Source organism: Pseudomonas trutticola BRTCR10 (assembly GCF_056155105.1).
In genome coordinates this window covers 3,731,436-3,757,621 of sequence record NZ_CM149552.1, presented here as the reverse complement: position 1 = coordinate 3,757,621, position 26,186 = coordinate 3,731,436, and the positions used below count along the sequence as shown (strand labels likewise).

Here is a 26,186-nt window from a genome sequence, read left to right as displayed (position 1 = left end):
ATCACGGGTAGGCAGGTTGTGTAGTGATTGTTAGGGCCTCATCGCTGGCAAGCCAGCTTGCACAGGAATTCGCGAGCAGCAGAAAACCTGTGGGAGCTGGTTTGCCAGCGATGAGGCCATTAGCAGCACCGTAAAAAGGGATCTGCCAATGTTCTCCAGACTCATTTTATTCAGCGCCTGTGTGCTTTTAACGCCGTTCGGTTGGGCGACCCCACAACCGGCGCTCACCGTCTACGGCGAAGCCCCCAAGTACGCCGCCGACTTCCAGCACCTGGCCTACGCCAACCCCGACGCACCCAAGGGCGGCACACTGCGTCGGTCTTCGCTGGAAAGCGGACCGTTCGATCATCTGATTCCCTACATCGACAAAGGCACCGGCGTGGCGGATGTCGACGGCTGGCTTTACGCGCCGCTGGCCTATCGCAGCAAGGATGAGCCCTACAGCGTTTATGGTCTGGTGGCGCAGCAGATGGAGCTGGACGCCGATCGGCGCTGGCTGCGTTTCTATCTGAACCCTCACGCACGTTTCGAAGACGGCTCGCCGATCACCGCCGAAGACGTGCGCTACACCTTCGATTTGCTGACCACCCAGGGCAGCCTCAAATACCGCCAGCAGTTTCGTGACGTCGCTGAAGTGCAGGTGGAGTCGCCGACTCAGGTGCGTTTCATTTTCAAGAACAATGACAGCCGCACCTTGCCGCTGGATCTGGCGACGCTGCCGGTGCTACCCGAGCATTGGTGGCGCACCCGTAACTTCGCCGACGGTGGCGGTTTCGAGATTCCGCCGGGCAGTGGCCCCTATCGAATCAGTGCGGTGGATGCCGGACGCAGCGTGAAATTTCAACGGATCACGGACTGGTGGGCCAAGGATCTGCCGATCACTCGCGGTCTGTATAACTTCGATCATTTGAGCGTGGAATTCTTCGCCGACACCGACGTCGCGCGTCAGGTGCTGAAGGCCGGCGGCTTCGACTACAACCGTGAGTTCTCGGCGACCAGTTTCACCATCGGCTATGCCGGCGCGGCGCTGGAACAGGGCAGATTGCGCCGTGAGCACCTCGCACCCGGCGCGGCCCAAGGCACGCAGGGTTTTGTGTTCAATCTGCAAAAGCCGCAGTTTCAGGACCGCCGGGTACGGCAGGCAATCGCCATGCTCTGGGATTTCGAATGGACCAACCGGCAGATGATGCGCAGCATGTACTTGCGTCAGCGCAGCTACTTTTCACACAGCGCCTTGTCGGCCACCGAACTGCCTGATGCCGAGGAACTGAAAATCCTTGAGCCGTTGCGCGGCAAGATTCCCGACGAGGTTTTCACCCAGGTCTTCGAGGCGCCGAAAACCGATGGCAGCGGCAACATCCGCGCCGAACAACTGCAAGCGTTGAAACTGCTGGAAGCGGCTGGCTGGAAACCCCAGGGTGATCAGTTGGTCAACGCCAAAGGCGAACCCCTGCAGTTCACTTTTCTCAATGGCCAGAAGGGCTTCGAACGCTTGTTGCTGCCGTTCAAGCGCAACCTGGCGCAGATCGGCATCGGCTTCGATATCCGTCAGGTCGACACTGCGCAGTACACCAACCGCGTGCGCAATCGCGACTACGACATGATCGTTGTCGGTTATCCGGTGAGTCAGGCGCCGGGGCGCGAGATGTTCAATTTCTTTGGCGCCGACGGGGCCGACGATCCGGGTTCGAACAACTACATGACGCTGCGCGATCCGGCAGTCGACGCGCTGCTCGAAGGGCTGGTACAGGCCGATAACCGCGAAAGCCTGCTGCGTCACGCCCGTGCCCTGGATCGGGTGTTGCAGTGGGGATATTACTGGGTGCCCAACTATTACCCGCCGGGCCTTTCCACCGTGTGGTGGAACCGTTTCGGTCGCCCGGCGATTGCGCCGCTGTACGACGCCGGCCTCGACACCTGGTGGGAAATCAGTCCCACGGCGCTGACCTCGACCCAGATGCAAAACCAGCAAAAGGAGTACGCCCATGTGGGGTTATAGCCTGCGACGCCTGCTGCTGATCGTGCCGACGTTACTGGCGATTCTGCTGGTCAATTTCGTCATCGTTCAAGCCGCACCGGGTGGCCCGGTGGAGCAAGCCATTGCGCGGCTACAGGGGATTGGCGTCGGGGCTGCGGTAGGCTCCAGCCATGTCGAGAGCGTCGGCGGCGAATCCCGCGCGACTCGCGGCCTTGATCCGCAACTGGTGGCCGACATCGAGCGCCAGTATGGCTTTGACAAGCCTGCCAGCGAGCGTTTGTGGCTGCTGCTCAAGAACTACGCGCAACTGGATTTCGGGCAGAGTTTTTTTCGCGGGGCGAGCGTCACTGAGCTGATCTGGCAGAAGCTGCCGGTGACCTTGTCGCTAGGCTTGTGGGCGACCTTGATCACTTATCTTGTGTCGATTCCGCTGGGCATTCGCAAGGCCGTGCACAACGGCTCGGCGTTCGATGTCTGGAGCAGTGCGGCGATCATTATCGGTTACGCGATGCCGGGGTTTCTGTTTGCGCTGCTGCTGATCGTGGTGTTTGCCGGCGGCACGGCGCTGGACTGGTTTCCGGTGCGCGGGCTGGTCTCGGACAACTTCGCCGAGCTGTCGCTGTGGGGCAAGATTGCCGATTACTTCTGGCATCTGGTGCTTCCGGTGACAGCACTGGTGATCGGCGGTTTTGCCACGCTGACAATCCTCACCAAGAACAGCTTTCTCAATGAAATCTCACGGCTGTATGTGGTCACCGCGCGGGCCAAGGGTTTGAGTGAGCGGCAGGTGTTGTACGGCCATGTGTTTCGCAATGCGATGCTGCTGGTGGTTGCCGGATTGCCTCAGGCCTTGGTCACTGTGTTCTTTGGCGGTTCGCTGCTGATCGAAGTGATCTTCTCCCTCGATGGCCTTGGCCGTCTCAGCTACGAAGCGGCGGTGTCGCGCGACTATCCGGTGGTGTTCGGTTCGCTGTTCATCTTCACCCTGTTCGGCCTGCTGATAAAGCTGCTCGGCGACCTGTGCTACACGCTGGTCGACCCGCGCATCGACTTCACTGCGAGGGCTGCCTGATGCTGACGTTATCTCCTATTAGCCAGCGTCGCTGGGCGCGGTTCAAGGCGCATCGGCGCGGCTGGTGGTCGTTGTGGCTGTTTCTCGCGCTGTTCGGCCTGAGCCTGGGCGGCGAACTGGTCGCCAATGACAAGCCGCTGTTGGTGAGCTATCAGGGCGACTGGTACTTCCCCGCGTTCAAGCGCTACACCGAGCAGGACTTTGCCGGCGAACTGCCGTTTCAGCCGGACTATCGCAGCGCGCAGGTGCGTCAGTTGATCGAGGGGCAGGGCGGGCGGATGTGGTTCGCGCCGATCCCGTTCGGTTTCGACACGGTCAATTACGACCTCACGGAACCAGCGCCGAGCCCGCCGAGTAGCGAAAACTGGCTGGGCACCGACGATCAGGCGCGGGATGTGCTGGCACGGGTGATCTTTGGTGCGCGGGTGTCGCTGTTGTTTGCCTTGGCTCTGACCGTCGCCAGCGCGCTGATCGGCATCGCGGCCGGTGCGTTGCAGGGCTACTACGGTGGTTGGGTCGACCTCATCGGGCAACGCTTGCTGGAGGTGTGGTCGGGGCTGCCGGTGTTGTATCTGCTGATCATTCTGTCCGGGTTCGTCGAGCCGAACTTCTGGTGGTTGCTGGGGATCATGGCGCTGTTTTCCTGGCTCAGTCTGGTCGATGTGGTGCGCGCCGAGTTCCTACGCAGCCGCGGGCTTGAGTACGTGAAAGCCGCACGGGCACTGGGGGTGGGTGATGCGCAGGTGATCGTCCGGCACATCTTGCCCAATGCCATGAGCGCGACGTTGACCTACCTGCCGTTCATTCTTACCGGCGCGATTGCGACGTTGTCGGCACTGGATTTTCTCGGTTTTGGCATGCCGGCCGGCAGCGCCTCACTGGGGGAGCTGATTGGCCAGGGCAAAAACAATCTGCAAGCGCCATGGCTTGGCTTGACCGCGTTTTTCGCGCTGGCGCTGATCCTTTCCCTGCTTGTTTTTATCGGCGAAGCCTGTCGCGACGCGTTTGATCCAAGGACCTGAAAATGAGCGATAACCTGATCGAAATACGCGACCTGCGAGTGGCCTTCAATGGCCAGAAAGTGGTGCACGGTATCAACCTCGACATTCGTCCCGGTGAATGCCTGGCACTGGTGGGCGAGTCCGGTTCCGGCAAATCGGTGACGGCACACAGCATCCTGCAACTGCTCGACCCGGCCATCACGCGGATCGACGGCAGCATTCGTTATGCCGGTGAAGAGTTGTTGGGCGTGCATGAGCGTTATCTGCGGCAACTGCGCGGCAATCGCATCGCGATGATTTTTCAGGAGCCGATGAGCTCGTTGAACCCGCTGCACACCATCGAACGGCAACTCGGTGAAAGCCTTGCCCTGCACAAGGGCCTGGCCGGCGCGGCTGCCCGCGCACGTATTCTTGAACTGCTGGAACTGGTCGGCATTCAGCGCCCACGCGAACGGCTGAAGGCGTATCCGCATCAACTTTCCGGTGGCCAGCGGCAACGGGTGATGATCGCGATGGCGCTGGCGTGCGAACCGCAATTGCTGATCGCCGACGAGCCGACCACAGCGCTGGACGTGACTGTGCAGCGCAAGATTCTGCTGCTGTTGAAGCAGTTGCAGACGCGCCTGGGCATGGCGCTGTTGATCATCAGCCATGACCTTAATCTGGTGCGCACTATCGCTCAGCGCGTGGCAGTGATGCGCGGCGGTCTGATTGTCGAGCAGGCGCCTTGCGAACAATTGTTCAGTGCACCGCAGCATCCTTACAGCATTGAATTGCTCAATGCCGAACCGGGGGGTACGGCGCTTTGTCGCGATGCGGCAGAAGATCTGTTGCAGGTGAGTGATCTCAATGTGCGCTTTCGGCTGGGCGGCGGCTGGCTGCGGCCCAGGACTTATCTGGAGGCGGTGAAGGGGATTGGCCTGACGCTGCAGCGGGGCAAGACCCTGGGGATTGTCGGCGAGTCAGGTTCCGGCAAATCCACTCTGGGACAGGCGATCCTGCGTCTGATCGATGCCGAGGGCCAGATTCGCTTTCAGGGCGAGGCGCTGGAGCAACTGAGCGGCAAGCAACTGCGGCCCCTGCGCAAACGCCTGCAAGTGGTATTTCAGGATCCGTTCGGCAGTCTCAGCCCGCGTCTTTGCGTGGAGCAGATCATCGCCGAAGGATTGCGCGTGCACAGTGATTTGAACGCTGGCGAGCGCGAGCAGGCGGTGATCGATGTGCTCCGCGAAGTCGGCCTCGACCCTGCAACGCGTCATCGCTATCCCCATGAGTTTTCCGGCGGTCAGCGACAACGCATCGCCATCGCCCGCGCACTGGTGCTCAAACCGGACCTGATCCTGCTGGATGAACCGACCTCGGCGCTCGATCGTACGGTGCAAAAGCAGATCGTTGGGTTGTTGCGGCGATTGCAGGAGGAACACGGCTTGACCTACCTGTTCATCAGCCACGATCTGGCGGTGGTGCGGGCGCTGGCGCATGACTTGATTGTGATGAAGGACGGCGAGGTGGTGGAGCGTGGCGCGACGGATGAACTGTTTCGCGAGGCGCGCCATCCTTATACGCGAGAGTTGCTGGCAGCCTCGTTCGCTGCGCCGGATTTGCCCCTTGCAGCCAAGGACAGACTTTTATCCCTGGTCTAGATCCGGTACATTCCGCGGCTTGGCTCTCACAAGGATGTAGATGATGGCAAAACCTGCCGCCCGACTCAGTGATCTCAACGCCTGCCCGGTAACCGGCCACGGCACCAATGCAAGCACCGCCGGTTCACCCAATGTGAACATCAACGGCATGCCGGTGCTGCGCGTCGGCGACGCCACGGCCTGCGGCGATGCGGTCAGCGAAGGCATCGGCAATATCCTGATCAATGGCCAACCCATTGCATTTCTCGGCAGTGCCACCGCCCACGGCGGCATGATCATCACCGGCTCTGGCGACGTCTTCGTCGGCACTCAGGCCGGCGCCGCGCCGTTCACTCCGATCGTGACGGTCCCCAAACACAGCGAACGCTTCCAACTGGTGGACGAAACCACCGGCGAAGCCATTCCCGACATGCTCTTTTGCATCGAAACCGGTGACGGCCAACGCCTTGTCGGCCATACCGACAACCACGGCAACGCCGCACGGGTGTTCACCGCCGACCCGACGTCCATTGTCGTGCAATGGGGCAAGGAAGCCGCCGCTCACCTGGATGCACTGGGCATCGCTTACTAAGGAAGGTTCAACGTGGCGACACCGGACAAGAAACAGGGCGAGACGAGCGATCAACACGCGACGACGCAGGTCAAGGGCACACTGGCGCAGGACTATGTGACTGTAGTGGGGGCATCCTACATGTCGCTATACGAGAAGGTTCGCGGCCAGAAAGGCAACAAGATGCGCTTTATCAATCAGGGCATCCGTCAACTCACCAAGTACCCGGCAGGTACTCCTAACTTCTCTGTCCAGCGTGTATTTCTGGTGTTCAAGAATGATTACCCGGATAACTTGCTGGCGGCTTTGAAAGACGTCGTGGAGAACCAACACGGTGCGCAGTATCGGGAGATGGATTCCATCTCTGGTGTTGTCGACTTCATTGCCACCCGGCAACGTCGGGGCCGGGAAATCAAACAACTGGATTTTTTCTCCCACGGTGTAGTGGGCAGTATTGAACTGGGCTACGAACTGGATAAAAACGACAGTTATCGGCTGCGTGATGCGCAGGCCCAGATGTTCAAGCCCGAGGCATTTGCTTACGGTGCCAAGATTTACTCGTATGCCTGCCGTACCGGTTTGGGTATCGACGCCGATTTCAAAGTGAATGAGGGCGAAGATCCTCATTACGAACGCAGTCTGGCGCAGATTCTGGCCAACTCGACTCAGACCACTGTTTGGGCGTTTCCACGACGCAGCAATTACGACACCACCTACGGCACGTCGGCCGAACGCGAGTCCGTGCCGGGGATTCGTAAGCAGGCGAGTAGTGATGCCCAGGCAATGGAGGCATACAGAAGTCAGAAGACTGCCTATCAGCGAAAATTGGCAGCGCATCGCAAGCAGGCGAATGATCCCACTGCGCAAATCCCTGGAGAACAGGCACCGCAGGCACCAAAACCCACGATCACTGATGAACAGCGTGATTTGATGGCGCACGACGACAGTCGGGCGTTTTATGAAAAAAAGGTTGGCTTTCCCCTTGATGCATTAGGTGCACATCGTGATGTTCGCTCAGGTAACACGCCTGATGGTGTTCCCAAGCAACTCTGTGCCTATAAACCCATATGAAAACAAGGCTGTTATCGGGTAAACAGCGCCTTTTATGCATACTGTTGGCCGTCGTCAGCGCTGCAACACTATTTATTTACGCCAAGGAAGATCATATGTCCGCCAAAGTGATGATGTATTACGGCGCCTGGAGTCCCGAAGAAGTCCGCTTTGACGCCACTCGGTGGTTCAGCTCTGGCATGTACCGCCCGCGTTTGATGGAGACGCCGCCGCAGGCGAGTCCGTTGACAATGCTGCGTAACAAGCCGGAAAGCTTGCAGTCGATTGAAAACGACGTTCTTTTGACCAAGGCTCTGGTGGCGATCGAACAGAAATATCCGAAGGTCGACACAGAAGATCTTGTCCTGAATACCCCGGATTTGCGCCGTCAAATACGCTATGCCTACAGCGCATTCGCTGAACCGGACAAGCCAGTGGATTCCTATTGGCTGTTTGTAACGCTTCAGCACGATACCTACGTCGTCACTCTGGATTGGGACGTCAACGACAAGCAACTGCTGACCGGAGCCATGGCTTCGCACTTGGTGAAAGGGAGTGATGAAGAAGTCGCATACCTGCAAGTACAGCGCGAGCTTGAAAAAGCGGCTGACGCAAAGCGTTGAACTGCAGAGTTTGAAAAACTCCGCAGGCGAAATTCAAATATCGAACGTAAGTCGTCGACGCAGACGTTCGCAGGTCATCGAGTGAAAAGTCATTTTTTCAGGACCAGGGTCGTTCAAGCGCTCGTGCTGCTTACTGTCATTCTTCCGTTGAGTGTTTATCTCTACCCTTCAAGGGTTGATATGTATTACGGCGACTGGAGCCCTGAAGAGAACCGCTTTGATGCTTCCAGGTGGTTTAGCAACGGTATGTACCGTCGGGATGTTGTGAATGGCAAGGTCAGTCTCATCACCATGCAACGCACACAGCCACTAATTCTGACCTCGGCAAATAACGATGAATTGGTCGCGACGGCGATTGTTGCTCTGGAGTCTGCGGATCCCGAAGTGAGTGGCGAGTTGCTACAAAAGCACTGGCCAATGTTGGTGCCACGGGTACGTTATCGCTACAGCGCTTTTGCAGCGCCGGACCAGCCGCAGGATTATTACAATATTTATCTGAAGTATCAGGGTGAGCGGTATGTCATCACCTTCGCCCGTGATGCGCAAACCGGTGAAATCATCCCCGGTGGCAGCGTCCAGTTGATGTACCCCGACAGTCAGACCCAGATCGCCGATCGGCAGGTCTTCAAGGAGCTGGACGCCGACGGCATCCAGTGACCCTGAAACGACAAATCCCGCCAAACAGGCGGGATTTGTTTGTAAGCGAACGGCAGTCTTACGAAGGGAACAGCTCGGACAGTTTCATCGCCAGCATCATGTCGCCTTCAGCGCGCAGTTTGCCGCCCATGAACGCTTGCATGCCGTCGGTCGAACCGTCGACGATGCCTTCCAGGGTTTCGCCGTCCATCACCAGAGTGACCTGGGCGTCCGGGTTCTCGCCTTCTTGCAGCTCGCAGGTGCTGTCCTTGACGATCAGCGAGAAGTTCTTGGTGTCGTCGATGCGGAAACCGAAGACCAGATCCAGACCGGCAGCAGCGGCTGGGTTGAACTTGGCTTTCATTGCTTGTACTGCGTCAGCTACGGAGGTCATGGTTCAATCCTTATTTGGTTGATACAGCAAGGTTCACGGTAATCCGGACTCAACGAAAAGTGATGAGTTCCGGGGCCTTCAACAGTTGCAGATGTGCATGGCTGTTGAAGGAGGCCAAAGCCACCTCGCGACCGCGGAACTTCAGCTGGTTGAGCGAGGTGTTGACGATTTGCCAGTTCAATTCAAAGGCCTGTCTGGCAGGCATTTGCGTAATGAGGTGGAGCAGGGCGGTGATGGTGCCACCGGAGGTAAACACGGCGATTTTCTGGTTTTTTTCCGCCTGCTCAAGGATGCGATGCAACCCGCCCCGGACTCGCTCGACGAAGCCCAGCCAGCTCTCCAGCCCCGGAGTATCGTAGGTGCCCGCCAGCCAGCGCTCGATGATCAAGGCGAAGATGCGCTGGAACTCGCCACGGTTTTGCGCGGCGTTGCGCAGGATGTCGAGGGCCTCGGGTTCTTCCGGCAGCATCGCCGGCAGCAGGGCGCGAATCACCGCGTCGGCATCGAATTCGTTGAAGGCAGAATCGGTTTCCAGCGTTGGTACCGACAGGCCTTGGGCAGTGAACTGTTCCAGCGCGCTGGTGGCCGTGTGTTGCTGGCGCCGCAGGTCACCCGACAGGCAGCGATCGAAGCGAATCCCCAGTTCGGCCAGGTGTTGGCCGAGGATTTCTGCCTGGCGCACACCGGTCGGCGACAGGACGTCGTAGTCGTCTGCACCAAAGGAGGCCTGGCCATGTCGAATCAGATAGATGCTGCCCACGTCCGCGTCATCCCGGTACGTTGAAGGTTTGGCGAGGTTATGAGGATGATGCTGAGCTGTCAATGAAAAAACATACGCTTGTTTGAAATGCCCGTTACAGGCGTGTTGCCAGAGTTTTCACGGCTGGCCGACGAGCCGGCGCATGGGTATGCTGGAACCATTCCGCGTGTGCCGTACATCCACGCATCGTTTTAAGGAGTCTCTGTGGAGTTTTTGACTGAATACGCCAGTTTCCTGGCCAAGACCGTTACCCTGGTGATCGCCATCCTGGTGGTGCTTGCCAGTTTTGCCGCGCTGCGCAGCAAGGGGCGGCGCAAGTCGGCGGGGCAGCTGCAGGTCAGCAAGCTCAATGATTTCTATAAGGGCCTGCGTGAGCGTCTGGAGCAGACGCTGCTCGACAAGGACCAGCTCAAGGCGTTGCGCAAGGGCGAGGCCAAGTCCGAGAAAAGCGCGAAGAAGCAAAAGAACAAGCCCGAGGCCAAATCTCGCGTGTTCGTGCTGGATTTCGATGGCGACATCAAGGCCTCGGCCACTGAGAGCCTGCGCCACGAAATCACCGCGCTGCTGACCCTCGCCACTCCCCAGGATGAAGTCGTCCTGCGTCTGGAAAGTGGCGGCGGTATGGTGCACAGCTACGGTCTGGCGTCGTCGCAGCTGGCGCGTATCCGCGAAGCCGGTGTGCCGCTGACGGTTTGCATCGACAAGGTCGCGGCGAGCGGCGGCTACATGATGGCGTGCATCGGCGAGAAGATCATCAGTGCGCCGTTTGCGATTCTGGGCTCGATCGGTGTGGTAGCGCAGTTGCCTAACGTCAATCGCTTGCTGAAGAAGCACGATATCGATTTTGAAGTGCTGACCGCCGGTGAGTACAAACGCACTTTGACCGTGTTCGGCGAAAACACCGAAAAGGGCCGCGAGAAGTTCCAGGAAGACCTGGACATTACCCACCAACTGTTCAAGAACTTCGTTGCCCGCTACCGCCCGCAACTGGCCATCGACGAAGTGGCGACCGGCGAAGTCTGGCTCGGCGTCGCAGCGCTGGACAAGCAACTGGTGGATGAGCTCAAGACCAGCGATGAATACCTCGCTCAGAAAGCCAAACAGACCGAGGTCTATCACTTGCATTACGCCGAACGCAAAAGCCTGCAAGAGCGCATCGGCATGGCGGCCAGCGGTTCGGTGGATCGCGTGCTGTTGAGCTGGTGGAGTCGTTTGACGCAGCAACGTTTCTGGTAAAACAGTCAGGCATAAAAAACGCCGGTCATTGACCGGCGTTCTTTTGTCCGCAGCTTTTTGTCAGCAGGGAAGGCCGAAAGCCTAGCGACGCCGGAACAGCGGCAGCGGTTCGTCAGTGGCGGCCTGATAGGTCACCGAGAAGTCCTTGAGACCTTCCAGGGCTTCGTAGGGATCTTTGTCCGCACGCACGGCAAAGGCGTCGAAGCCACAGCGGTGCATGTAGAACAACTGGTCGCGCAACACGTCGCCGATTGCCCGCAGCTCGCCTTTGAAACCGTAACGGTCACGCAAAAGACGTGCATTGGAGTAGTTGCGGCCGTCGGTGAACGCCGGGAAGTTCAACGCAATGACCTGAAACTCGGCGACGTCGTCACCGATTTCCTCGGCTTCTTCGTCCGCGTCCAGCCAGACACCCAGACCACCGTCGCGGGCCTTGAGCATGCGGCTGTGTTCGCGCCACAGTTGCAGTGGAACGATCAGATCGTCGCAATTGCTGATCTCGTCGATGTTGAAATCCTTGGGCAGCAAGTGCCAGGTTTCGTCGACGACTTCGTTGTTCTTAATGATTCGCTGCATAGACGCGTTCCTTGAAGAGGTCGATGCCAATACGCTGATAGGTGTCGATGAAGCGCTCGTCTTCGGTACGTTGTTCCACGTACACGTCGATCAGCTTCGAAATGACGTCAGGCATGGCTTCCTGAGCGAAGGACGGGCCGAGGATCTTGCCCAGGCTCGCGTCACGGCTGGCGCTGCCGCCGAGGGAGACCTGATAGAACTCTTCGCCTTTCTTGTCCACGCCGAGAATGCCGATGTGGCCCACATGGTGGTGACCACAGGCGTTCATGCATCCGGAGATGTTCAGGTCCAGCTCACCGATGTCGAACAGGTAATCGAGGTCGTCGAAACGGCGCTGGATCGATTCGGCAATCGGGATCGACTTGGCGTTGGCCAGCGAGCAGAAATCACCGCCCGGGCAGCAGATGATGTCGGTCAGCAGGCCGATGTTCGGCGTCGCGAAACCGCCTTCACGCAGCTCGCCCCACAGGGTGAACAACTGGCTCTGCTCGACGTCGGCAAGAATGATGTTCTGCTCGTGGGACGTGCGCAGTTGGCCGAAGCTGTAGCGGTCGGCCAGATCGGCAACGGCGTCGAGCTGCTTGTCGGTGATGTCGCCCGGCGCGACGCCGGTCGGTTTCAGCGACAGGGTCACGGCCACATACCCCGGCTTTTTGTGCGCCAGGGTGTTACGGGTGCGCCAGCGGGCGAAGCCTGGGTGTTCCTTGTCGAGTGCGGCCAGCTCGGCGGTCTGGTTGTCCAGCGCCTTGTAGTCCGGATCAACGAAGTGCTTGGCGACGCGATGCAGTTCGGCTTCGGTCAGCGTGGTCTGGCCACCGCGCAGGTGTTCCATTTCCGCATCGACTTTCTGTGCGAACACTTCAGGCGTGAGGGCTTTGACGAGGATCTTGATCCGCGCCTTGTATTTGTTGTCGCGACGGCCGTAGCGGTTGTAGACCCGCAGGATGGCGTCGAGATAGCTCAACAGATCCTGCCATGGCAGGAACTCGTTGATGAACGCACCGACGACCGGAGTACGACCCAGGCCACCGCCCACCAGCACGCGGAAACCCAGTTCGCCGGCTTCGTTATGCACGGGTTCAAGACCGATGTCGTGAACTTCGATGGCGGCGCGGTCAGCGGTCGAACCGTTGACGGCGATCTTGAATTTACGCGGCAGGTAGGCGAATTCCGGGTGGAAGGTGGTCCACTGACGGACGATTTCGCACCATGGGCGCGGGTCGATCAATTCGTCGGCGGCGACACCGGCGAACTGGTCGGTGGTGACGTTGCGCAGACAGTTGCCACTGGTCTGAATCGCGTGCATCTGCACGGTGGCCAGTTCGGCGAGGATGTCCGGGATGTCTTCCACCGCCGGCCAGTTGAACTGCACGTTCTGCCGGGTACTGATGTGGGCGTAGCCCTTGTCGTAGTCGCGGGCAATCTTGGCCATCATGCGCGTCTGACGCGAAGTCAGTTGGCCGTAAGGCACCGCAACACGCAACATCGGCGCAAAACGCTGGATGTACAGGCCATTTTGCAGGCGCAGGGGGCGGAATTCTTCTTCGCTCAGCTCACCTGCCAGATAGCGTCGGGTCTGATCACGGAACTGCTTGACGCGGTCCTCGATGATCCGCTGATCGTACTCGTCGTATACGTACATATAAGTCCTGTTCTCAGGCTTTGGGCTACTCGGAAAACGCTGCGTTTTCGCTTGCTGGAGTCCGATGGTGCCTCTGCAATTCTGCGCGCACGGCCGCGCACTCCCTAACGGAGCCGGGGCAATATACCCGTTTGCAGTTATGCGCAAAAGTGATGTTTGAGTATATGTAAAGAACCAAATCGCCTAACGAGAACAGTTATTAACTATTCCACATTTGTCGTGCGGACAATCATCGTCTTAACTGTGGACGAGTCTTTCTGCAATCACCGATAAAACCGATAAGAGGCGATGCAATGAGCAATCCGACCAAGGCAAGGAAAAGCGATAGCAGCGTTGATGCATGGGCCATTTTGTTCCTGATCATTCTGGTCGTGGGGACAGCGGTATTCTGGGTCAGTCATCAGTAAACGACCCATCCGGGTCCGCGCCCGACGATTGTCGGACAAAAAACGGGATCAGGCGTCAATAGCCGGTGTCTGGATGGCTATAATGCGCGGCCATTTTTCCTTGGGCCCGGATGATTAATGTTCAAGTTTCTCCACGTCAGCTTTCTGCTCTTCGGTGCGGTGTTTTCCACCTGCGCACGGGCGGAGTCGGTGCTGTTTCTTAACCCGGGCTCGACGCAGGAAGCCTTTTGGCTCAGCTATTCACAATTCATGCAGGCGGCCGCCCGGGACTTGGGGATCGATCTGCAAATCCTCTATTCCCAACGCCAGCCTGAACTCACCTTGGCACAGGCGCGTCTGGCGTTGCAGGGCTCGAATCGGCCCGATTATCTGATATTCGCCAACGAACAATACGTTGCCCCGCAGATCCTGCGACTTGCGCAAAACAGCGGGGTAAAGCTGTTTATCGTGAATGCCGCACTGACCCCCAATCAGCAGGCCTTGGTCGGCGAGCGCACCGACCGCATCGGCAGTCTGGTGCCGAACGACGAGGAGGGCGGTTATCTGATGATGAAGGAACTGATTCGTCTGCACCCGCCCGTTGCCGCGAATGAGCCGATTGAAGTGCTGGCGTTCTCCGGTCTGAAGATCACCCCGTCGGCGCAGTTGCGCGAACACGGCATGCAGCGCGCTTTGGCCGAGCATCCGCAGGTACGCCTGCGTCAACTGGTCTACAGCGGCTGGACGCAGCAACGTGCCTACGAACAGGCGAAACAACTGTTCGCCCGCTATCCGAAGGTGTCGCTGGTGTGGTCGGCCAATGATGAGATGGCGTTCGGCGCAATGCGCGCGTTTTCCGAGGCCGGCAAGGTCCCGGGCAAAGACGCCCTGTTCAGCGCGGTCAATACTTCACCGGCGGCTTTGCAGGCGATGGTCGACGGGCGTCTGAGTGCATTGTTGGGCGGGCACTTCACCCTGGGCGGCTGGGCCCTGGTGGAAGTGCATGACTATCAGCAAGGCGTCGATCTGAATCAGTTCGGCGGGCGTGACCGGCAGTTGCCCTTGTTGCAACTGATCGACAAAAGGCAGGCCCGGCAAATGCTGGCCATGGGTGAGTCGCCAGACTACGGCGTGAGTTTTCGCAAACTCTCGGCCAAGGGCCGCCCGGCTTCCTACCGTTATCCGTTCACCTTGCAGACCCTGATGCGCTGAAACTCGTCAAACCCCGGCGAAATGCAGCACCAGTTTGACGATGGCAAACAGCGTCAGGGCGAACACCGCCGTGAACAGAATGCCCAGCAGCACGAAATGGCTGGGCTTGCCGTGGGTGAAGTCCCTTGCCCGGTTTTTGCCGCTCTGCACGCCGAACGCTGCCGCCATCACGCTGTGCAACATTTGCCAGAAGCTCGGCGGTTTGTTGTCGACTGGATCGTCCATAAATCCCTCGTAGCGTCAGTTGTCCAGAAGAGCATAGCCAACTTGCCACTCGATGGCCTGCCCGCGCGCGCCCATACAGTCGATTGGTTTCCACTCACCGTGCGATATCTATCTACCGCAGATGCGAATGTTCGAGATGGTCTGCTCTTGGCTCCACCAAAAAGGAGCGACCATGACCGTCATCCCATCCATTGCGCCAACAGTCCGGCCGGCGGCAACCCAGAGCCTGCACGGCGACTTCCTCGAACAATCCATCCCCCAATGGCTGACCGACGCTTCGGCGCCAAGACGCCAGGCATTCAAGAACATTCATACAACGCTGCCACCGTGGTACCGCAACGCCGCACCTGACCAGCGCGAGGCCTTGAATGCGAGCTTCGTCGCCAGTCTTGAGGCGCAGAACCGTCTGGACCAAAGCATGGCGACGTTTCAGGACGTTGAAGCTTTCGCCCGGCCCCTGTTGATCAAGGCCCTGAAGGACCGATTCCAGCTGCAATTGGATGTCGACAAGATCCTGCTGTGCCTGCGGCGTCCACTGGAAATCAGCATTTTCGAGATCGAACTGTCATCGTTCGAAGTGCTCAAGCTGTCGATGCTCGACGCCGCACTGCACAATTTCGAAGCTTACGAATGCAAACCGGGGGCCTATCACAAGACTTCCGGGTTCGTTAAGCAAACCGCTACACCGGACACCTACGAAGCGGTGCCGGTCAACCTCAGCGTCAGCCAGTTCCTGACGTTGTGCCGCAGCCTGGACATCGGCAAGCAGTACCAGGCGTATCTGAAGGGCTTCTTTTATCCGGCCGCCACGACTGCGCCCACCGCACTTCGCGAACCGTTCATCGCCAGTCAGAAGGCAGCCCTGCGTGCCGCCGCTGAACTGGCGCTGTTGAAAAAGGACATTGAACCGGCGGACTACACGATGATCGTTTCGGTGATCAACGGCGAGAGGCATCCGTGGATGGGCCGCAAGCAGGTTTGGTTCGAAGACCTGGGCCTGATGAGAAAGCGCATGACTGGCTGCGTGGCGTTCTCTATCTGCGAAAAATATCGCTACAGCGACGAAGTGATTCTCTACGTTCCCAACGATCCCGAACATCCGCTCAAGCGCTACAGCGGCGCGCAGATGAAGCAAGAGTTCAAGCGCCTGTTCACTGCAGGAAGCGCCGCGGTCACCGGCGCAGAGCCGACCCCGTACCAACGCTTTTTCAGCCAATTCGTCCCCTACGACCAGCGACCGTACTATTTCAGCCAGTTCACGCAAAAGGCCGCCGACTCCCCCAGCGATCCGTGGCGCTCGCCCTGGCGCACGATTGTCAACGCGTTTACTCACACCGCAGCATTTACCCATATCAGGGAGCTGCCGCCCGAACGTCCGGCGAAACTTGCGCCGGCAGCGGATCCGTATCTCGCACCCTCTACCCTCACGCGCAAGGGGCGAGGCATCTGGGCGGAAAACGAGGATCTCTGGGAATACCTCTACCAGCAACATTGCGCCAAAGTGCTGGCCGATGCGCGCAGTCATGCGGTGCCGACCCAAGAGGTCGACGCCAAGGCCCGAGAGGCGAAGTTGGCCCACCTGATGGAGGTCGGTCTGTTGGGCCTGAACCTGGTGTCGATGTTCGTGCCAGTCCTGGGCGAAGTAATGATGGTAGTGATGGCCGGGCAGTTGCTGTACGAAACCCTTGAAGGTGCGGTCGAGTGGGGGGAGGGCGATCGCCGGGCAGCCAAGGATCATCTGGTGGATGTGGCAGAAAACCTCGTGCAGATTGCGTTGATGGCCGGGGTGGGCGCCGGGGTACGCAAATTTCAGGCGGCCGAAGCACCCGCAGTGCTCGAAGATCTGCGCCCGGTGACATTGCCCAATGGCAAAACCCGGCTGTGGAAACCGGATCTGCGTGCTTATGCTTCCCCGGTGGCACTGGAGGCCAGCGGCGGTCCGAATCTGTCAGGGCAGCATCGGGTCGATGGAACAACCTACATGCGCCAGGGCGGTCAGGCTTACCAACAGTTCTTTGATGAATCACTGGGCAAATGGCGCATCAGGCATCCCTCCGATCCTGACGCTTACCAGCCATTGCTTGAACACAATGGCCGCGGTGCCTGGCGGCATACCCTGGAACGTCCTCTGCAGTGGGACCGGTTGACCCTGTTGCGGCGTATGGGCCATGCCGCCGAAGAATTTTCCGATGCGCAGTTGCTCAAGGTGGCCGATATCAGCGGCGTCAGCGATAACGCGCTGCGCAAGATGCATCTGGATAACGCGCCGCCCCCACCCGAGTTACAGGACGCCATGCGTCTGTTCCGGGCCGATGCGGATTCGGCACGGGTCATCGCGCAACTGCGCGGTAGCCAAGCGGTTGATTCGCTGTATCTGTACGCATTGCCGCTGGTGACGGAAATGCCGCGTTGGCCGGCCAGCCGCGTGCTGCAGGTGTTCGATGGGGATCGATTGACCGGCGAGTCGCTCACCTATGGCGCCAGCCCCCAGATTCGCGGCGCGGTCGTCAGGGCGCCGATCAGGGTGAGCCGCGCCGACATCCTGCGCGGCGACCTGACGGCACGCATTCTCGCCCAGCTCGATGAGCCTGAAATCATTCGACTGCTCGGTGAGGGCGGGGCGCGCTTGCGCTATGCCCGTGCCGAAGAATTCAGTCAGCAGATTGCCGATTACGCCCGGACTCGCCAGCCGGCGATTTTCGACAGCATTTATCGCGGCACTTCGCCGGCAGACGCGCGCGTCCGATTGCTACGGAGGACCTGTCCGGGACTCGGCGATGCCGCGGCCGAGGAAATCCTCGCGCATGCCCGGCCTGAAGAAATCGAGCGGCTCAACGCCAACCGAGGAGTGCCCCTGCGTCTGCTGGAGGAGGCGCGCTGGTTTCAGCAACAGGGACGCCAGACTCGCGCTTACGCGGGGCTGCGCAGTGAAAATATCGCCACCGCCGATAGCCGGCGTCTGGCGTTGCACACCTTGCAAAACCTGCCGGGCTGGCCGGACACCGTGCGCCTCGAAGTCCGCGAGGGCAGCCAGCGCGGCGCGCTGCTCGACAGCGTCGGCAGCGAGAGCGCCCGCGACAAAAAATACCTGGTCAAAAAAGGCCAACGCTTTCAGGCCTTCGATGAGCGTGGCGAAGCGCTCAACAGCCAGCCAGACGCCGGAGACAATTTCTATGTCTCGATCATGCACGCCTTGCCCGATGACGCCCGTCGCAGCCTTGCGGTGCCTGAGGTCAGCCAGAGTGCCGAGTTACGCCGCAGGATCATCGAGCATGCCGTTCAGCATCGCACTGAGGCCGTGACTCTGCTGGAACCGCAGGCCGCCTGGTTCAAACCGCCAACACGGATCAACGAACGACTGTTGGGCTACTACGCCAGTGGTCGCGGCCCTGGCTTGAACCCGCACCTGACCGTGCGCGTGCGCGATGTGTATCCGCAGTTGACCGATCAGCAGGCCAACGGCTTCATCCTCCGGCAGTTGCAGGCGGGGAAAACCGACAAGGATATTTTCAACCTGTTGCAGCACCGGCAGCGCGATTGGGACGGGCTGAATGCCGCGCTTGACCGATGGCTGGGGCCCGCGCCGGAGCAGCCGTTGCGCGATGCGCCGGCACGCTCCGACGCACAGGCAACGTATGAGCGCAAAACCCTGACCGCACAAGCGCTCAAGGCCTGTTGGCGCCAGGCGCCGTTGGCCGCAGAGCTACCCGGTGCGGATCGCTTGGTGATCAGCAGTCTCGAGCCGTTGCCGGGGTTGACCACCGATTTCAGCCACATCCGCGAGTTGTCCGTGGGCGGGCGCGGGCTGACGGATGCCAATGCCGATGATTTTCTGGCGCGCTTTCCCGACGTGGAAAAACTCTCGCTGGGCGAACGCGGCAACTTTCTCGACACCTACACGGCCGGTGCGCAGCCGCTGACGACCGTACCGCATTCGCTCAGTGCGATGCGCTCGCTGAAGAACCTGCGATTCAGATCCCATGCGTTCAAGCTGGCCGCCGATTTTCCCACACGATTGCAGGGACTGACGTCACTTGAAGCGCTGCACATTGAGTGCGAGGGAGTCGATCCTGCCGCCATGCACAACCTCGATCTGACGCCGCTCACGCAGTTGAAGAGCCTCACGATCGATGCGCCGGCCATGACGCAATGGCCTGCCTTTGCGCAGCACCTCCCGCAACTGGAGCGCCTGGATCTGGCCAACACCTCGATCAATGTCATTCCGCAGGCACTGTACAACGGACATGAAAAACTCTGGGCGGGGCTGTCGCTGGATTGGTCGAAGTTCACCCATGAAGCTTTCAAACCCGCGTACGAGTACGTCAGGAATTACGCCGGGCCGTTGGGGCATCTGGTTGACCTGCCTCTGATGGTTCGCGGTTTCTGCTACGGGGAACTGGCGTTTCTGACCGGTGAGCCCGGTGTGATCAACCCCTTGCCTGAGCGGATCCTCACCCTCTGGGATACGCCTGCGACGAGGCTCGCCGCCGTAGAAGCGTTACGTGCCGAACACGCGGGGATCTTTCGCCAGTTCTATGAGCCCGGCACGTCGGCAGAACTACGCACCGCCCGGCGAGCGTTGCGCTGGACCCAGGAACCCAATGCCAGCGTTCTGCGCGCACTGGAGATCAACTGGCGCGCCGTGGTGCGAGCCCGCTATGGCTTGAATGAAAAAGTGACCCTGTTCGAATTGCCCGCATCGGGCGCGCAAATGTCGCAATTGCTGGGCTATGAAAAGATCAGCGAACTGCCGCCATTGCCGGCCGGGATTTTCGCCGATGTGACCACCTTGCGGCTGGGCTGGCTGGATGCGCCGGTCGAGCAGGTGCGCGGTTTCATTCGGGCTTTCGGCGGCACGCAAACCCTGGAAATCAGCGGCAATGGCTTGAGTGAACTGCCCATCGGACCGGGCGATCTGCCGCAACTTAGCCGTCTCGACATCTCCTACAACAGTGTAGTCGTCACGCCGCATGTGCAGAGCCAGTTCAGCCGCATGTCCAGCCTTGAATACCTGAATGCCAGCCAGAATCCGCTGACTGCCCTGGACGTCAGCGCGCTGACGAAGCTCAAGGCGCTCAACCTGCGCGCCACTGAACTCGAGGCATGGCCCGCAGGTGCCGAGCATTTGCCGCAGCTTGATTGGGCCGACCTGCGCGACAATGCCATCGACTCGTTGCCGCCAGCGGTTCTGGCCGACGATGAGGCGCTGCTCAAAACCAGCCTGAACGGGAATGCCTTCAGTCCCGAAGGCCAAGTCGCGTTGAACGCAGCGCAGCAACGCGTGGAGAACGTCAGGGGGTTGCCGGTAGGGGCGCTGCAGCGATTTGCGCTGGAACCCGTACCGGCAGATTTTCCTCCCGGCGAGACGGCCAGGTCCATCGTCGAGTACCTGTTGCCGCTGCCCCGCAGGGCAAATACCGGCACGCAGGCCTCAGGATTCGCTGAACGTCTGCAGAATCTGAATCCAGTGATCTCGCCCGCGGAAGCCGAGCAATGCATTTCGCGACTGCGCAGCGCGGGGATGAGCGACGACCAGATCAGCAACCGTCTCGGCGAATGGCAGCAGACCAACGAGTCACTGACGCGCCAGCTCAATGGCTGGATCTTTACCCGCGAGACCCGTTCGCCCCATGCGGTGGTCAGCGCCGATGGGCGCGGATTCGCCGCCCTGAGCATTCGCGAATGCTGGCAGGACGGGGTGACAGCCCTGACCCCCGACGCCGGCCAGGAGCTCAGCCTGATGGGGCCGCGCACCGGCGACCTGCCTTCGCTGACAGCCGAATTCGACCACGTGCGGACGCTGAATCTGACGGGGTCGCGAATCACCGCGCAGGGGTCCAATGGCTTTTTGCAGGCTTTCCCGCAGTTGAGCACTTTGGTGCTCAACGGCAACGAACTGAGTGCGCTGCCGCAAGCGGTGCTCAGCATGAGCCGGCTGCAACGCCTGGAACTCAACGGCAACCAGTTCGCTGATGCGCAATCGTTGTACCGGCTGCCCGGTCGTGATCAATTGCGCTGGCTGGACGTGGGTCATAACCACCTCAATCAATTCGATGCCCGCACCTTCAATCGTCTGGAGACGCTGAATCTGGCCTACAACGGTCTGGCGCAGTGGCCGGAAGGGACGCTGGAGGCGCCGAACCTGCGGACCCTGAACCTGAGTGGCAACGATTTCAGGGTCATTCCGGATCGACTGTTGGACGGCACCCATGAGCCACTGGTTGGCGGCACGCAGCTCGCCGACACTTATCAGTTGTCGCTGATGAGCCTTGAGCAAATGCGCAATTACAGCGCTGCACACGGCGACGTTGCGGTGATGGGGATTTCGCGTCAGGAACTCGATTTGCGCATCAGCGCGGTTATCAGCGACTCGGACAGCGATTTCGATTCCGACATCGATTCTCCGGGCGACAGCGACAGTGATGGCGACGATACCCATGCCAATGTGCAACCCATCGAAACCCTGCTCAATCCGTCATTCGAGGTGTCCGACTCAGCCTTGCAGCCGTGGCTTGTCGATACCCGGGCTGAAGTGCGATCCGGCCGAACCAGCCTGTGGGTGCAGCTCGCACAGGAAGATGACCGCCAGGCGTTTTTTCACTTGCTGTCGACGCTGCGCGATACCAGTGATTTCCGCCTGTCGCGCGCCGACCTGACGCATCGCGTATGGCGTGTCATACAAGCCGCCACGGAAAACACCGAACTGCGGCAACTGTTGTTCATCAATGCCGAGACCCACGGCGCCTGTTCCGACGGGCGCATCCTGTCCTTCAGCGAACTGGAAAGCCGGGTCTATGAGTACAACGCATTGCGCGATATTCCGCGCCAGCGCCCGGAGCAGCGCGGCCGCGCCTTGCTGGATCTGTCGCGCCGGCTCTTTCGTCTGGGCCGCGTCGACCGTCTGGCAGAACGCGCCGGGCGCGGACAGGATAGAGCAGAAGTGCGTCTGGAATATCGAATCGGCATGACCTCGGGCTGGCCCGATGGGCTGGAGCTGCCGGGGCAACCCGAGCACATGATGTTCGGCAGACCGATTCGTGGGCAGCAACTGGCCCGCGCACGTGCCTCGGTGCTCGCCGACGAGGCCTCCGATGTGTTTATCGAGGATCTGATTTCGCGTGATTACTGGGAGCGGTATCTGCGCGAGCGCCATCCGGACGCATTCGATGCGGTTGAGCGCAACGCCTCTAAACGCCAGGATGAGGTCGAGGATGCGCATCCCGACAGAACCGAGGAGCCCGCTCTGGATCAGTACACGAAGGCGCTGCATGAGCTGGAGGTAGAGTTGGCCAGTGCCCGAACCGCTAATCTGATGGAGCTGTCGCGTGCAGAAATGCAGGCGCTGGCCTCGATAGGGGACGCGGTGCCACCCACGCCGCCGTCACCCCAGCCAGGCCCGTCACATCGCCAATGATTGCGCGGTTGCCCGGGCATGAGCGCGAGTTGCGCTCATGCCCGGGCCGGTTCTCAGTTGTCGTAACCCAGATTCGGCGCCAACCAACGCTCGGTCACACTCAGCTCCTGACCTTTGCGCGAGGTGTAGCTCTGCACCTGATCCTTGTCGATCTTGCCCACCGCGAAGTATTGCGCTTGCGGGTGAGCGAAGTACCAGCCGCTGACCGCTGCCGCCGGGAACATCGCGTAGTGTTCGGTGAGGAACACGCCGCTACGGCCAGCACGCATTTCTTCGGCTTCGGGGTCGAGCAAGGCAAACAGCGCCGCTTTCTCGGTGTGATCCGGGCAGGCCGGATAACCCGGGGCAGGGCGGATGCCGCTGTATTGCTCTTTGATCAGCGCGTCGTTGTCGAGCACTTCGTCCTTTGCATAACCCCAGTGTTCTTTGCGCACCTGCTGGTGCAGCCACTCGGCGCAAGCCTCGGCCAAGCGGTCGGCGAGGGCCTTGACCATGATCGAGTTGTAATCGTCACCAGCGTCCTGATAAGCCTTGGCCACTTCTTCGGCGCCGATGCCGGCGGTGGTGATGAAACCACCGACATAGTCGGTCACTTCGCTGTCCTTCGGTGCCACGAAGTCGGCGAGGGAGAAGTTCGGTTTGCCGTCGGTCTTGATGATTTGCTGGCGCAGATGATGCAGCTTGGCCATTGGCTTGCCGTCATCGCCGTACAGCTCGATGTCATCGTCATGCACCTGATTGGCCGGCCAGAACCCGAACACCGCACGGGCACTGATCAGCTTCTCGTCGATCAGTTTGGCGAGCATTTCCTGCGCATCCTTGTACAGCGCGGTGGCGGCTTCACCGACCACTTCGTCTTCGAGGATGCGCGGGAACTTGCCGGCCAGATCCCAAGAGATGAAGAAAGGCGTCCAGTCGATGTATTCGGCCAATACCTTCAAATCGATGTTGTCCAGCACCTTGCTGCCGGTGAACGTCGGTTTGACCGGCTCGTAGTTGGCCCAGTCGAACTGTGGCTTTTTGGCGATGGCGGCCGCGTAGCTCAGGCGTTCGGTACGGGCGCTGCGGTTAGCGGTGCGCTCACGCACGTCGATGTATTCCAGACGGGTCTTCTCGACGAAACCGGCCTTCAATTCTTTCGACAGCAGCTGTGTGGCCACGCCCACCGCTCGGGAGGCGTCGGTGACATAGACCACGGCGTCATTGCTGTACTTCGGTTCGATCTTCACTGCGGTGTGCGCTTTGGAGGTGGTCGCGCCACCGATCATCAGCGGCAGGTGGAAGTCCTGACGCTGCATCTCGCGAGCCACATGGACCATCTCATCCAGCGACGGTGTGATCAGGCCGGAGAGGCCGATGATGTCGCACTTCTGCTCCTTGGCCACTTGCAGAATCTTCTCTGCCGGGACCATCACGCCGAGGTCGACGATGTCATAGCCGTTGCAACCGAGCACCACGCCAACGATGTTCTTGCCGATGTCGTGCACGTCACCCTTCACCGTGGCCATGAGAATCTTGCCCTTGGCTTCCGGCTTGTCGCCTTTTTCCAGTTCGATGAACGGGATCAAGTGCGCTACGGCCTGCTTCATTACGCGGGCGGATTTCACCACCTGCGGCAGGAACATTTTGCCGGCGCCGAACAGGTCGCCGACGATGTTCATGCCGGACATCAGCGGGCCTTCGATCACTTCGATCGGGCGGGCGAACGACTGGCGCGACTCTTCGGTGTCTTCAACGATGTGCGTGGTGATGCCTTTGACCAGCGCATGCTCCAGACGCTTGTTGACCTCCCAGCTGCGCCACTCTTCGGTTTCGGCTTCCTTGACACTGCCGTCGCCCTTGAACTTGTCAGCGATGGCGAGGAGGGCGTCGGTGCCTTCCGGTGTGCGGTTGAGGATCACGTCTTCAACGGCGTCGCGCAGCTCGACCGGGATCTGATCGTAAATCTCCAGTTGACCGGCGTTGACGATGCCCATGGTCAGGCCGGCGCGGATCGCGTAAAGCAGGAATACCGAGTGAATCGCCTCGCGCACCGGGTTGTTGCCACGGAACGAGAACGACACGTTGGACACGCCGCCCGACGTCAGCGCATACGGCAGTTCGTCGCGGATGTAGGCACAGGCGTTGATGAAGTCCACAGCGTAGTTGTTGTGTTCTTCGATGCCGGTGGCGACGGCGAAGATGTTCGGGTCGAAGATGATGTCTTCCGGCGGGAAGCCGACTTCGTTGACCAGAATGTCGTAGGAACGTTTGCAGATTTCTTTCTTGCGCGCTTCGGTGTCGGCCTGGCCGGCTTCGTCGAACGCCATCACCACAACGGCAGCGCCGTAGCGCTTGCACAGCTTGGCGTGATGGATGAACTGCTCGACGCCTTCTTTCATGCTGATCGAGTTGACGATGCCCTTGCCCTGAATGCACTTGAGGCCTGCTTCGATCACTTCCCATTTCGACGAGTCGATCATGATCGGTACGCGCGAGATGTCCGGTTCACCAGCGATCAGATTGAGGAAGGTCACCATGGCCTTCTTCGAATCGAGCATCCCTTCGTCCATGTTGATGTCGATCACCTGCGCACCGGCCTCGACCTGTTGCAGGGCGACTTCCAGCGCTTCGGTGTAGTTGTCTTCACGGATCAGCCGGGCGAATTTGGCGGAACCGGTGATGTTGGTGCGCTCGCCGACGTTGACGAACAGCGAACTGCGATCGATGGTGAACGGCTCCAGACCCGAGAGGCGGCAGGCCTTGGGAATGTCTGGAATTTCACGCGGGGCATAACCGGCCACGGCTTTGGCGATGGCTTCGATATGCCCCGGCGTGGTGCCGCAGCAACCGCCGACGATGTTGAGGAAACCGCTTTGGGCGAACTCCTCGATGACTTTCGCGGTTTCCGACGGCAGTTCGTCGTACTCGCCGAATTCGTTGGGCAGGCCGGCGTTCGGGTGCGCAGACACATGGGTGCTGGCCTTGTTCGACAGCTCTTCCAGGTACGGACGCAGCTCACTGGCGCCGAGTGCGCAGTTGAGGCCGACCGAGATTGGCTTGGCGTGCGCCACTGAGTTCCAGAACGCTTCGGTGGTCTGGCCCGACAGGGTACGACCGGAGGCATCGGTGATGGTCCCGGAAATCATGATCGGCAGTTCGATATGCAGCTCTTCGAACACACCTTGCACGGCGAAAATCGCTGCTTTGGCGTTGAGGGTGTCGAAAATGGTTTCGATCAGGATCAGGTCGGCGCCGCCCTCGATCAGGCCTTTGGTGGCTTCGGTGTAGTTCTCCACCAGCTCATCAAAGGTGACGTTGCGATAGCCAGGGTTGTTGACGTCAGGCGACAGCGAGCAGGTGCGGCTGGTCGGGCCAAGTACGCCGGCGACAAAGCGTGGCTTGTCCGGGTTCTCGGCAGTCTTGGCGTCTGCGACCTTGCGGGCCAGGCGGGCGCCTTCTACGTTTAGTTCGTAGGCCAGTTCTTCCATGCCGTAATCGGCCATGGAAATGCGCGTGGCGTTGAAGGTGTTGGTTTCGAGAATGTCGGCGCCGGCATCCAGATAGGCTTTCTCGATGCCACCGATCACGTCCGGACGGGTGATCACCAGCAGGTCATTGTTGCCTTTGACGTCACTCGGCCAGTCAGCGAAGCGCTTGCCGCGATAATCCTGCTCTTCGAGCTTGTAGCTCTGGATCATCGTGCCCATACCGCCGTCGAGTATCAGGATGCGCTCTTTGAGGGCTTGCTTGAGAGCTTGAAGGCGGACGCTGCGATCGGACATTTGGACTACTCGGAAAGACCATTA

General features: G+C 59.9%; 17 protein-coding genes. 11 read left to right on the top strand and 6 right to left on the bottom strand.

Features of this window, described 5'->3' with window-relative positions:
* Positions 1–148 precede the first annotated feature (148 nt).
* The 8 genes from ACVVH8_RS17000 to ACVVH8_RS16965 all read left to right on the top strand — a co-directional run bounded on the left by ACVVH8_RS17000 (position 149) and on the right by ACVVH8_RS16965 (position 8,574).
* Entirely contained in the window at positions 149–1,999 is a 1,851-nt protein-coding gene (locus ACVVH8_RS17000) for an extracellular solute-binding protein (protein WP_475225076.1), read from the top strand.
* A complete protein-coding gene (locus ACVVH8_RS16995; RefSeq protein ID WP_315446978.1) occupies positions 1,986–3,050 on the top strand; it encodes a microcin C ABC transporter permease YejB in 1,065 nt (354 codons plus the stop codon). Before ACVVH8_RS17000 ends, ACVVH8_RS16995 begins: the two co-directional genes overlap by 14 nt.
* On the top strand, positions 3,050–4,072 hold the full coding sequence (locus ACVVH8_RS16990; RefSeq protein ID WP_475225073.1) for an ABC transporter permease: 1,023 nt from the start codon (positions 3,050–3,052) through the stop codon (positions 4,070–4,072). The genes ACVVH8_RS16995 and ACVVH8_RS16990 overlap by 1 nt, the downstream gene beginning before the upstream one ends.
* A gap of 2 nt (positions 4,073–4,074) precedes the next feature.
* Positions 4,075–5,694: an ABC transporter ATP-binding protein gene (locus ACVVH8_RS16985; RefSeq protein WP_475225071.1), complete on the top strand. Its 1,620-nt coding sequence runs from the start codon at positions 4,075–4,077 to the stop codon at positions 5,692–5,694.
* A 43-nt stretch (positions 5,695–5,737) separates the two neighbouring features.
* Positions 5,738–6,265 carry a PAAR domain-containing protein gene (locus ACVVH8_RS16980; RefSeq protein WP_103302371.1) on the top strand — a complete coding sequence of 176 codons (528 nt, stop codon included), beginning with the start codon at positions 5,738–5,740 and terminating at the stop codon, positions 6,263–6,265.
* A gap of 12 nt (positions 6,266–6,277) precedes the next feature.
* Positions 6,278–7,315 (top strand): hypothetical protein, encoded by a 1,038-nt coding sequence (locus ACVVH8_RS16975; protein ID WP_103302370.1) that lies wholly within the window; start codon positions 6,278–6,280, stop codon positions 7,313–7,315.
* Positions 7,316–7,410: 95 nt separating this feature from the next.
* Entirely contained in the window at positions 7,411–7,917 is a 507-nt protein-coding gene (locus tag ACVVH8_RS16970) for a hypothetical protein (RefSeq protein WP_475225069.1), read from the top strand.
* Positions 7,918–7,998: 81 nt separating this feature from the next.
* Complete coding sequence (locus ACVVH8_RS16965; RefSeq protein ID WP_475225066.1) at positions 7,999–8,574, top strand: hypothetical protein; 576 nt, start codon at positions 7,999–8,001, stop codon at positions 8,572–8,574.
* A gap of 58 nt (positions 8,575–8,632) precedes the next feature.
* Here the strand turns inward: ACVVH8_RS16965 and ACVVH8_RS16960 are convergent, their stop codons facing one another.
* Both ACVVH8_RS16960 and ACVVH8_RS16955 read right to left on the bottom strand, forming a co-directional pair.
* On the bottom strand, positions 8,633–8,947 hold the full coding sequence (locus tag ACVVH8_RS16960) for an SCP2 sterol-binding domain-containing protein (RefSeq protein WP_008015934.1): 315 nt from the start codon (positions 8,945–8,947) through the stop codon (positions 8,633–8,635).
* A gap of 49 nt (positions 8,948–8,996) precedes the next feature.
* Positions 8,997–9,707, bottom strand: coding sequence for a histidine phosphatase family protein (locus tag ACVVH8_RS16955; protein WP_103302366.1), 711 nt, complete (start codon positions 9,705–9,707; stop codon positions 8,997–8,999).
* A 204-nt stretch (positions 9,708–9,911) separates the two neighbouring features.
* Here ACVVH8_RS16955 and sohB point away from each other — a divergent pair, with 204 nt between their 5' ends.
* A complete protein-coding gene (gene sohB / locus ACVVH8_RS16950; RefSeq protein WP_475225064.1) occupies positions 9,912–10,943 on the top strand; it encodes a protease SohB in 1,032 nt (343 codons plus the stop codon).
* Between the two features lie 81 nt (positions 10,944–11,024).
* On the opposite strand, the gene ACVVH8_RS16945 is transcribed toward sohB, so the two are convergent.
* On the bottom strand, positions 11,025–11,519 hold the full coding sequence (locus ACVVH8_RS16945; RefSeq protein WP_095189786.1) for a DUF934 domain-containing protein: 495 nt from the start codon (positions 11,517–11,519) through the stop codon (positions 11,025–11,027).
* A complete protein-coding gene (locus ACVVH8_RS16940; RefSeq protein ID WP_103302364.1) occupies positions 11,503–13,161 on the bottom strand; it encodes a nitrite/sulfite reductase in 1,659 nt (552 codons plus the stop codon). Before ACVVH8_RS16940 ends, ACVVH8_RS16945 begins: the two co-directional genes overlap by 17 nt.
* Before the next feature lie 524 nt (positions 13,162–13,685).
* Between ACVVH8_RS16940 and ACVVH8_RS16935 the strand changes: the two genes are divergently transcribed.
* Positions 13,686–14,759 carry an ABC transporter substrate-binding protein gene (locus tag ACVVH8_RS16935; protein ID WP_475225062.1) on the top strand — a complete coding sequence of 358 codons (1,074 nt, stop codon included), beginning with the start codon at positions 13,686–13,688 and terminating at the stop codon, positions 14,757–14,759.
* Between the two features lie 6 nt (positions 14,760–14,765).
* Here the strand turns inward: ACVVH8_RS16935 and ACVVH8_RS16930 are convergent, their stop codons facing one another.
* Positions 14,766–14,984, bottom strand: a complete 219-nt coding sequence (locus ACVVH8_RS16930; RefSeq protein ID WP_042559414.1) for a DUF2970 domain-containing protein — start codon at positions 14,982–14,984, stop codon at positions 14,766–14,768.
* A 172-nt stretch (positions 14,985–15,156) separates the two neighbouring features.
* On the opposite strand from ACVVH8_RS16930, the gene ACVVH8_RS16925 reads away from it, so the two are divergent.
* Positions 15,157–22,398, top strand: a complete 7,242-nt coding sequence (locus ACVVH8_RS16925; protein WP_475225060.1) for an NEL-type E3 ubiquitin ligase domain-containing protein — start codon at positions 15,157–15,159, stop codon at positions 22,396–22,398.
* Between the two features lie 53 nt (positions 22,399–22,451).
* Here the strand turns inward: ACVVH8_RS16925 and metH are convergent, their stop codons facing one another.
* Positions 22,452–26,162, bottom strand: a complete 3,711-nt coding sequence (gene metH / locus ACVVH8_RS16920; protein WP_475225057.1) for a methionine synthase — start codon at positions 26,160–26,162, stop codon at positions 22,452–22,454.
* Positions 26,163–26,186: the final 24 nt, after the last annotated feature.